Source organism: Tepidimonas sp. (assembly GCF_036824975.1).
Taxonomy (GTDB): domain Bacteria; phylum Pseudomonadota; class Gammaproteobacteria; order Burkholderiales; family Burkholderiaceae_C; genus Tepidimonas.
In genome coordinates, this window is record NZ_DAISZC010000042.1 from 3,058 (window position 1) to 12,983 (window position 9,926).

The 9,926-nt window shown below is 66.8% G+C and carries 6 protein-coding genes and 1 pseudogene; all 7 read left to right on the top strand.

From position 1 onward, the window contains the following. Positions 1-339: pseudogene (locus V7Z54_RS06325) on the top strand (hypothetical protein); the annotation flags it as partial. Beyond that, complete coding sequence (locus tag V7Z54_RS06330) at positions 336-3,233, top strand: BPTD_3080 family restriction endonuclease (RefSeq protein WP_443082440.1); 2,898 nt, start codon at positions 336-338, stop codon at positions 3,231-3,233. The pseudogene V7Z54_RS06325 and the gene V7Z54_RS06330, both read left to right, overlap by 4 nt. A gap of 43 nt (positions 3,234-3,276) precedes the next feature. Further along, the gene (locus tag V7Z54_RS06335; RefSeq protein WP_334135208.1) at positions 3,277-4,422 is read left to right on the top strand and encodes a PQQ-dependent sugar dehydrogenase; all 1,146 of its coding nucleotides are present in this window, start codon (positions 3,277-3,279) and stop codon (positions 4,420-4,422) included. A gap of 7 nt (positions 4,423-4,429) precedes the next feature. Next, positions 4,430-4,744 (top strand): DciA family protein, encoded by a 315-nt coding sequence (locus V7Z54_RS06340; protein WP_334135209.1) that lies wholly within the window; start codon positions 4,430-4,432, stop codon positions 4,742-4,744. A 254-nt stretch (positions 4,745-4,998) separates the two neighbouring features. After that, positions 4,999-7,755 (top strand): preprotein translocase subunit SecA, encoded by a 2,757-nt coding sequence (gene secA, locus V7Z54_RS06345; protein ID WP_334135210.1) that lies wholly within the window; start codon positions 4,999-5,001, stop codon positions 7,753-7,755. 32 nt (positions 7,756-7,787) lie between these two features. Then, the gene (gene argJ / locus V7Z54_RS06350) at positions 7,788-9,023 is read left to right on the top strand and encodes a bifunctional glutamate N-acetyltransferase/amino-acid acetyltransferase ArgJ (RefSeq protein WP_334135212.1); all 1,236 of its coding nucleotides are present in this window, start codon (positions 7,788-7,790) and stop codon (positions 9,021-9,023) included. Between the two features lie 4 nt (positions 9,024-9,027). Further along, a partial coding sequence (locus tag V7Z54_RS06355; RefSeq protein ID WP_334135214.1) for an ATP-binding protein occupies positions 9,028-9,926 on the top strand: 899 nt, incomplete at its 3' end.

A 9,926-nucleotide genomic window follows, 5' to 3' on the forward strand; every position in this document is an offset into this window, starting at 1 on the left:
GGAGACTCCATACACAACGCGGGAGACTCCATACACAACGCGGGAGACTCCATACACAGGGCGCCCCCGCAGGAATGGCGCCAGCTGCAAGCCATCGCCGCGGACATCGCGGCAAAAGCGCGGGCCGCCCCTGACCAAGTTCGCGGCACGATCATCGCCTTGTGCAGGGGCCGGTATCTGACGGCCGCAGAACTGGGCGAATTGCTGCATCGTCATCCTGACGGTCTGCGCAGTCGCTACCTCATGCCGATGGTGGAGCAGGGGCTGTTGCGTCTGCGCTACGCCGCCGCCCTCAACCGGCCCGACCAGGCGTACACCGCTACGGAGACGCAAACGTGAGCCCGCCCCGGTCCCTCATCATCAATTCCCCCTTTGAGCGGCCTACCCACCACTGGCGGCGCGCCAGCGACAGCCGACTGGAACTGGTCCCGGGTCGCCGTCCCGCCGGCTACGAAATTTTCGATACCCGCAACAACACGGTTCGCAGCGTCGAGCTCGAACTCGTCAACCGCATTCGCGAGCGCGTAGATACCTGGCGCGCAGCCAACTACCCCGGGGTGACCGCGGTGACGCGTGCGCTGCTGGAGCACTGGCGCGACCCCGAGGCCAAGCGGCTGCACGCGCTGTATTTCTGCCAGCTGGAGGCGATCGAGACGCTGATCTGGCACGTGGAGGCGCTGCCGGAGTTCAAGCAGGGCATTGCCATCCCCGGCGACGGTGGTCCGTTCGAGCGGTTGTGCAACAAGATGGCCACCGGCAGCGGCAAGACCACGGTGATGGCGATGATCATCACCTGGCAAGTACTGAACGCTCTGACCTACCCCAAGCGCAACAAGGATTTCTCTCGCGCCATTTTCATCGTGGCACCGGGCCTGACGGTGAAGGAGCGGCTGCAGGTCTTGCTGCCTGGGCATCCGCAGAACAGCTATGACGCCTTCAGTCTGTGCCCCAATGAGGCAATGCGGCAGAAGCTCAACCAGGCGGTGCTGCGGATCGAGAACTGGCACGGCCTGATGCCGCTGAAGGCGCCGGAACGCTCAGTGGTGAAAAAGGGCGCAGAAAGCGACGAGGCCTACGTGCGCCGCGTGCTGGGTCCGTTGTCGCTGCACAAAGACATCGTCGTCATCAATGACGAGGCGCACCACGCCTACCGCAAGCCGGCCGAGGTCAAGATCAGCCGGAAGGAGGCCGAGGCGCTGGGTCTCGATCTGGATGAGGCCACGCGCTGGATCGAGGGGCTGGACCGCATTCACCGGATGCGCCGGATTGGCCGCTGTTTTGACCTGTCGGCCACGCCCTTTGCCCCCACGGGCAAGGCCAGCACAGAGGCGGCGCTGTTTGCGTGGGTCGTTTCGGATTTCGGACTCAATGACGCCATCGAGGCCGGTCTGGTGAAAACCCCGCGCGTGGTCATCCGCGACAACGCCCTGCCAAGTGCCTTGAAAAATGCGGCCCAGACCTATCGCAGCAAGCTTTATCACCTCTACCGCGAGCCGGAGGTTGCCGAGGACCTGAACCGACGCGGTGCCGAGCCCCACGAGGCGCTGCCGCAGCTGGTGCAGGAGGCCTACACCTTGCTGGGCGCCGACTGGCGGGAGACCCTGCAAGCCTGGCGCGAGGCTGGCCATCCGTCGCCACCGGTGATGTTGACCGTGTGCAACCGCACCGAGACGGCGGCGCGCATCGAGCACCACTTCCGCCAGGGTCAGGCCCACTGGCCGGAGCTCCATGCCCCTGAGCGCACCTTGCGCGTGGACTCCAAGGTGCTGGATAAGGCCGAAAGGGGCGAGGACGCGGATGGCGGCAAGGCCTACCGGGCGGTGCTGGACAGCATCGTTGAGGCGGCCCGCATCCCCGAGTCGCGCAAGGGGCCCTTGCGCGCGATGAAGGATGGCGAACTGCTGCGAGCCATCGTCGATAACGTCGGCAAGTACGGCACCGCGGGTCAGGATTTGCAAAACGTGATCTCGGTGGCCATGCTTTCCGAAGGCTGGGACGCCAAGAACGTCACGCACATCATGGGTCTGCGCGCCTTTACCAGCCAGTTGCTGTGCGAGCAGGTGATCGGCCGGGGCCTGCGCCGCGTCTCCTACGACACCGAAGTGGTCGTCTGCCCCGACGGTCGCAGCCGCGCGCTATTGCGGCCCGAGTACGTCAATGTCTTTGGCGTTCCGTTGTCGGTGTTTCAGGACGTCGAGGGTGGCGGCGAGGCCCCACCGCCGCCAAAACCGAGTACGCAAGTGGAATCGCTGGCCGAGCGCGCTGCGCTGGAAATCAGCTGGCCGAATGTCCTGCGGGTGGACGTGGTTGTGCGCCCGGAACTCACGCTGGATTGGTCGCGGATGCCCAAGCTCAGGATCGACCCCGCCCAGATTCATGTCAGCGCCGATGTGGCCCCTGCCCTGGGCGGTGCGGCTGACTTGTCCAAGGCCGTATCCATCGACCTTGCGGCGCTGCCCGAGGCATTCCGGCTGCAGCGCCTGCTGTTTCGGGCGGCGCAAAAGGCATTGCATGCGTTGGAGCATGGGTTTACGGGTAGCCGCGGCTTGCTGATCCAGCAGCTCGTGCGGCTGACCGAACAGTTTTTTCATTCCGACCGGATCGAGATTCCAACGCTGTTCCATCAGGATCCGTTGCGCAAGCGCATCCTGCTGGCGCTCGCCATCGACACCGTCGTCGGCCACGTCGTCGCGCACATCCAGCAGCAGAATGTGCAGCGGCTAGAGCCGGTGTTCGACCCGGAGTTTCCGCTGGGATCGACCCGGTGGATGCGGACCTGGTACACCACCAAGCCCTGTGTGGAGACCACCAAGTCGCAAATCAGCCATGCCGTGGCCGACAGCACGTGGGAGCACTACACGACGGCGCGGCTGGAACAATGCAGCGAAGTGGTCGCCTACGCCAAGAACGACCATCTGGGCTTCCAGATTCATTACCTGTGGCGGGGCAGTCGGCGCAAGTTTGTGCCGGACTACCTGATCCGGCTGACCAACGGCAAGCATCTGGTGTTGGAAATCAAGGGCGAGGACTCGGAGCAAAACCGCGCCAAGCGCATGGCGCTGGATGCCTGGGTGCGGGCGGTCAATGCCCGCGGCGGCTTTGGGGTGTGGTGCTGGGATGTCGTGAGGGGGGAGCCATCCAGAGTGGATGACGTTTTGATGCATCACGCCCGAAACGCGGCATATACCGAGCCGATGGGCGAACGGTCGATGGCCGGTTGGGTGCCCGCGTAGGGGCACGCTTGACACGTCGCGCCAGATCGTTGACGCTTTGACCATGGGGCAAAGATGGTGTCTCTCCCGGTGGCTGCGGGCGGCCAGCGCCGCAGTGGGGCTGTGGTGGGCGCTGGTGTGGCCCGCTGCCGTTGACGCGGTGTCGCTGCGCGCCCACATCGTGGCCGCGGGGTTGGAGCACCCGTGGGCGGTGGCGTTTTTGCCGGATGGGACGTTTTTGGTGACGGAGCGGCCTGGGCGCCTGCGGCGTGTGCTGCCCGACGGCACCGTGCAGCCGCCGCTGGCCGGTGTGCCTGTCGTGGACGCCGTGGGGCAGGGCGGGCTGCTGGACTTGGTGCTGGACAGTGACTTTGCGCGCAACCGCACGCTGTATGTTTGCTATACCGAGCCGGACGCCCTGGGGCGCGGCAACTCCACGGCGCTGGCGCGCGGGGTGCTGTCGGCCGACGCCAGCCGACTGCAGCAGGTGCGGGTGATTTTTCGCCAGCAGCCGCGCGTGGCCAGTCGGCTGCACTTCGGCTGCCGCATCGTCGAGGCACCGGACGGCACGCTTTATCTGACGCTGGGCGAGCGCTACCACCGCATGGCCGACGCGCAGACGCTGGACAACCACCACGGCAAGGTGGTGCGCATCACCAAGGATGGCGCGGTGCCGCCGGACAACCCATTCGTGGGGCGCGCCGACGCCCGGCCGGAAATCTGGAGTTACGGCCACCGCAATCCCCAGGGGGCGGCGTGGGGGCCGGATGGGCGGCTGTGGATCCATGAACACGGCCCGCAGGGTGGCGACGAGATCAACCGGCCCGAGCGCGGCGGCAACTACGGCTGGCCGGTGGTGACCTTTGGCGAGCAGTATGGTGGCGGCCCGATCGGCGAAGGCACGCACAAGCCGGGCATGGTGCCGCCGCTGTACCACTGGACGCCATCGATCGCGCCCTCGGGGATGGCGTTTGTGACCAGTGACCGCTATGGTCCGGCGTGGCGCGGCAACCTGTTCATCGGGGCGCTGCGCGGGCAGCATCTGGTGCGGCTGGAGCTGGACGGGGCGCGCGTGGTGCGTGAGCACCGCTTGCTGACCGAACTGCGCGAGCGTATCCGCGATGTGCGCCAGGGGCCGGATGGCTGGCTGTATGTGCTGACCGACGCTCCCCATGGACGCCTGTTGCGGTTGGTGCCAGGCGGTTTATGATTGGACAATGCCTTCGTCCATCGTGACCCTGCAGCAGGCGGTGCGCGCCCATCCGGTGCTGGCCGACGTGGCCGAGCGGGCTTGGGCGTCGCAGCGGCTGCTGCGGCGCGTCGTTGCGCATCTGCCGCCGCTGTTGCGTGACCAGGTGCAGGCCGGACCACTGGAGGACGAGACCTGGTGCCTGCTGGCGGCCTCTCCGGCGGTGGCGGCCAAGGTGCGGCAGCTGGCCCCGGTGCTGTTGGCCGCTGCCCGTGCCGCCGGTGCCGGGGTGCAGACGCTGCAGGTGCGGGTGCAGGGCCACGGGGGTGCGCCGCGGCGCTGAGGGACGGGCGCACCGGTTGCCGCGCTGGCGCGGTGGAGCGCCCGGTGTGTTGGTGCCCGCCGGGCCGGGCTGGTGCCGGGACCGGCACAGGGGTCGTCGTGCCGCAGGGCTACAATGCCCGCACCGAGCCGGTGACCGCACGCTGCGGCCATCGCCTTTCGCTGCAGGCTGGCCTGGGCTCCGTCGAGCGGGGGCAGCCTGCTTCCGGTTTTCGTCGAGCCGTGTTCCGCACCCCGGGGCGCGGCGGGGTTCGTATGGCCATTCCTTTCCTGACCAAGATTTTCGGCAGCCGCAACGACCGGCTGCTCAAGAGCTACCGCAAGACGGTGGAGCGCATCAACGCGCTCGAGCCCACCTTTGCCGCCTTAAGCGATGAGCAACTGCAGGCCAAGACGGCCGAGTTCCGCCAGCGGCTGGCTAACGGCGAATCGCTCGACGCGTTGCTGCCCGAGGCCTTTGCCACCGTGCGCGAGGCCAGCAAGCGCGTCATGAAGATGCGCCACTTTGACGTGCAGCTGATGGGCGGCATCGCCTTGCACCAAGGCAAGATCGCCGAAATGCGCACCGGCGAAGGCAAGACGCTGACGGCCACGCTGCCGGTGTACCTCAACGCCCTCACCGGTCGCGGTGTGCATGTTGTCACCGTCAACGACTATCTGGCTAACCGCGACGCCGAGTGGATGGGCAAGCTCTACCACTGGCTGGGGCTGAGCGTGGGGGTCAACCTGCCCTTGATGTCGCGTGAGCAAAAGCAGGCCGCCTACGCCGCCGACATCACCTACGGCACCAACAACGAGTACGGCTTTGACTACCTGCGCGACAACATGGTGTACGAGGCGCGCGACCGCGTGCAGCGCGCTCTGCACTACGCCATTGTCGATGAGGTGGACTCGATCCTGATCGATGAGGCGCGCACGCCGCTGATCATTAGCGGGCAGGCCGAAGACCACACCGAGCTGTACCGCAAGATGCGCAAGCTGGTGCCGCACCTGACGCGCCAGGAGGGTGAGGCCGACCCGCGCACCGGCGAGGGCGTCATCAAGCCGGGCGACTTTACGGTGGATGAGAAGTCGCACCAGATTCACCTGACCGAGCAGGGGCACGAGCGCGCCGAGGAGCTGCTGACGCGCGCCGGGCTGCTGCCCGAGGGGGCGTCGCTGTACGACCCGGCCAACATCACGCTGCTGCACCACCTGGTGACGGCGCTCAAGGCCGAGCACCTGTACCACCGCGACCAGCACTACGTGGTGCAAAACGGCGAGGTGGTCATCGTCGACGAATTCACCGGCCGCCTGATGGTGGGGCGGCGCTGGAGCGATGGGCTGCACCAGGCGGTGGAGGCTAAGGAAGGCGTGCCCATCCAGCCCGAGAACCAGACGCTGGCCTCGATTACGTTCCAGAATTACTTCCGCCTGTATGGCAAGCTGGCCGGCATGACCGGCACCGCCGATACCGAGGCGTACGAGTTCCAAGAAATCTATGGGCTGGAGACGGTGGTGATTCCGCCCAACAAACCCAGCCAGCGCCGCGACGAGCAGGATCGCGTCTACAAAACCACCGCCGAGAAGTACCGCGCCGTCATGGCCGATATCCGCGAATGCCACGAGCGCGGCCAACCGGTGCTGGTGGGCACCTCGTCGATCGAAAATTCCGAGATCATTTCGCAGCTGCTGCAGCGTGAGGGCCTGCCGCACCAGGTGCTCAACGCCAAGCAGCACGCGCGTGAGGCCGAGATCATTGCTCAGGCCGGCCGGCCCGGCGCCATCACCATCGCCACCAACATGGCTGGGCGCGGCACCGACATCGTGCTCGGTGGCAATCTGGAGAAGATGATCGCGGCGGTGGAGGCTGACGCGTCGCTGGATGAGGCCGCCAAGCGCCAGCGCATCGAGCAGATCAGCGCGCAGTGGCAGGCCGACCACGAAAAGGTCAAGGCGCTGGGTGGGCTGCGCATCATCGGCACCGAGCGGCACGAGAGCCGCCGCATCGACAACCAACTGCGTGGCCGCGCCGGCCGCCAGGGTGACCCGGGTTCCTCGCGCTTTTATCTGTCGCTGGATGACCCGCTGATGCGTATCTTTGCGGGCGAGCGCGTGCGCGCCATCATGGAGCGCCTGAAGATGCCCGAAGGCGAGGCGATCGAAGCCGGCATCGTCACTCGCAGCATCGAAAGTGCGCAGCGCAAGGTCGAGGCGCGCAATTTCGACATCCGCAAGCAGCTGCTGGAATACGATGACGTCGCCAACGACCAGCGCAAGGTCATCTACCAGCAGCGCAACGACATCATCGACGCCAACGACCTCACCGCCCAGGTGACAGCGCTGCGTGAGGGCGCGCTGACCGACTTCGTGCGTCGCTACGTGCCTGCGGGCAGCGTCGAAGAGCAGTGGGAAGTGCCTGGCCTGCAGCAGGCGCTGGCCGACGAGTTTGGGCTGACACTGGACCTGGTGGGCGAGCTGCAGCGCGCCGAGGCCATGGACGACGAGGACATCGTGCGGCGCGTGGTGCAGGCCGCGCATGAGGCCTACCAGGCCAAGGTGGCGCTGGCCGGAGCCGAGGCGTTTCGTTCGTTCGAGCGGGTGGTTCTGCTGCAGACGCTGGACAGCCACTGGCGCGAGCATCTGGCGGCGCTGGATTATCTGCGCCAGGGTATTCATCTGCGCGGCTACGCGCAAAAGCAGCCCAAGCAGGAGTACAAGCGCGAGGCGTTCGAGCTGTTTGCGCAAATGCTGGATGCGGTGCGCGACGAGGTCACCCGCATCCTGATGCGCGTGCAGGTGCAAAACCCCGAGCAGGTCAGCAGCGCTGCGCAGCGCCTAGAGCAAGACGCCGAGCGCCTGAGCAACGTGACCTACACCGCGCCCACCGAAACCGGCGAGGCCGAGACCACCGCCGACCAGGGGCTGCTGAGTCGCCCGGCGGCAGCACCGGTGCCGCGCGTGGGCCGCAACGATCCTTGCCCGTGCGGCAGCGGCAAGAAGTACAAGCACTGCCACGGCAAGCTCACCTAAACTGCCCTTTCAGCCACCTGGAGAACCGCCCCATGGCCGTCAACTGGAGCGCCCCCACCCCCAACCAACTGCTGCCCGTCGCCGGTGTGCGGCTGGGTGTGGCGCAGGCCGGCATCCGCAAGGTCGGTCGCAAGGACCTGACCGTGCTGTTGCTGGCACCCGGTGCCGCCGTAGGCGGGGTATTTACCCGCAACCGCTACTGCGCCGCGCCGGTTCAGCTGTGCCGCGAGCATCTGGCCGCAGGGGTCGGCACGCGCGCGCTGGTCATCAACACCGGTTGCGCCAACGCTGGTACCGGCGAGCAGGGGCTCATCGATGCGCGCACCGTGTGCATCGCGCTGGCGCAAAAGCTCGACGTGGCGCCGCAGGAAATCCTGCCCTTTTCCACCGGTGTCATCATGGAGCCGCTGCCGGTGCAGCGCATCGTCGACGGGCTGCCCGCGGCGCTGGCCGACGCCGCGGACGACGGCACGCACTGGCTCAGTGCCGCCGAGGCCATCATGACCACCGACACCGTGCCCAAGGCCGCCAGCCGCCGCTTCGCCATCGACGGCGTGCCGGTGACGGTGACCGGCATCGCCAAGGGCGCGGGCATGATCCGGCCCAACATGGCCACAATGCTGGGCTTTGTGGCCACCGATGCCGCGGTGGCCCCGGCCCTGATGCCGGAGCTGGCGCGGCGCGTGGCAGATGCGTCGTTCAACCGCATCACGGTCGATGGGGACACCTCCACCAACGACTCGTTCATCGTCATCGCCACCGGGCGCGCGGTTCACGCGCCGGTGAACACACTGGACAGCCCAGCGGGGCAGGCTCTGTTGGCGGCGCTGACCGAAGTGGCGCGTACGCTGGCCCACGCCATTGTGCGCGACGGCGAAGGCGCGACCAAGTTCATCACCATCCAGGTGGACGGCGGCCGCGACGCCGACGAATGCCTGAAGGCCGCCTACGCCATCGCGCACTCGCCGCTGGTCAAGACTGCCTTCTTTGCCAGCGACCCGAACCTGGGGCGCATTTTGGCGGCGGTGGGCTATGCCGGCATCGACGATCTGGACCAAAGCCGCATCGAGCTGTACCTGGACGACGTGCACGTGGTCACGCGCGGTGGGCGTCACCCGGCGTACCGCGAGGAAGACGGGGCGCGCGTGATGCGGCAAAGCGAAATCACGGTGCGCGTCAACCTGGGGCGCGGCGCTGCCAGCGAGACGGTGTGGACCTGCGACCTCAGCCACGACTACGTCAGCATCAACGCCGACTACCGCAGCTGAAGGTATGAACGAGCGCTTCGAACGGGTATTGGCGCGCGCCGAAGCGCTGTTGGCGCGCCTGGAGGCCATCGTGCCGCAGCCGCTGGGCGTGCCGGACTGGAGCGCGTCGATCGCATTTCGCTACCGCAAGCGTGGCGCGCACGGCATGCTGGAGCCCGTGCGATACGTGTCGCCCATCCGGCTGGAGGATTTGCGGGAAATCGACGACCAGAAGGCCAAGATTCAGCGCAACACCGAACGCTTCGTGCGCGGGCTGCCGGCCAACAACGTGCTGCTGACCGGCGCGCGTGGCACCGGCAAGAGCTCGCTGATCAAAGCCTGCTTAAATGCTTACGCCAGCCTGGGACTGCGCCTGATCGAGGTGGACAAGGCCGACCTCGTCGATCTGCCCGACATCGTCGAAGCGGTGGCCGAGCGGCCCGAGCGCTTCATCGTTTTTTGCGATGACCTCAGTTTCGACGACGGGGAGTCCGGCTACAAAGCGCTCAAGTCGACGCTGGATGGCTCGGTGGCAGCCACCAGCCCTAACGTGCTGATCTACGCCACCAGCAACCGGCGCCACCTGTTGCCCGAATACCATCGGGAAAACCTGCAGGTCGTGCACGATCCGCAAGGCGAAATCCACCCGGGCGAAGCGGTGGAGGAGAAAATCTCGCTGTCGGAGCGCTTTGGGCTGTGGGTGAGTTTTTACCCCTTCAGCCAAGACCAGTATTGGGCGGTGGTGCGGCAGTGGTTGCACCACTACGGCTTGTCCGACGCAGACATCGAAGCCGCGCGTTCGCACGCGCTGGTGTGGGCGTTGGAACGTGGATCGCGCAGCGGTCGCGTGGCGTGGCAGTTTGCGCGCGACTATGTGGGGCGGCAGTGGGGCGACGGTCCCAACGGTGCGCAGGCCATGCCATG

Coding starts and splice junctions, on each gene's coding strand:
- V7Z54_RS06335 (WP_334135208.1), top strand. CDS start 3,277: ATGGGGCAAAGATGGTGTCTCTCCCGGTGGCTGCGGGCGGCCAGCGCC.
- V7Z54_RS06340 (WP_334135209.1), top strand. CDS start 4,430: ATGCCTTCGTCCATCGTGACCCTGCAGCAGGCGGTGCGCGCCCATCCG.
- argJ (WP_334135212.1), top strand. CDS start 7,788: ATGGCCGTCAACTGGAGCGCCCCCACCCCCAACCAACTGCTGCCCGTC.
- secA (WP_334135210.1), top strand. CDS start 4,999: ATGGCCATTCCTTTCCTGACCAAGATTTTCGGCAGCCGCAACGACCGG.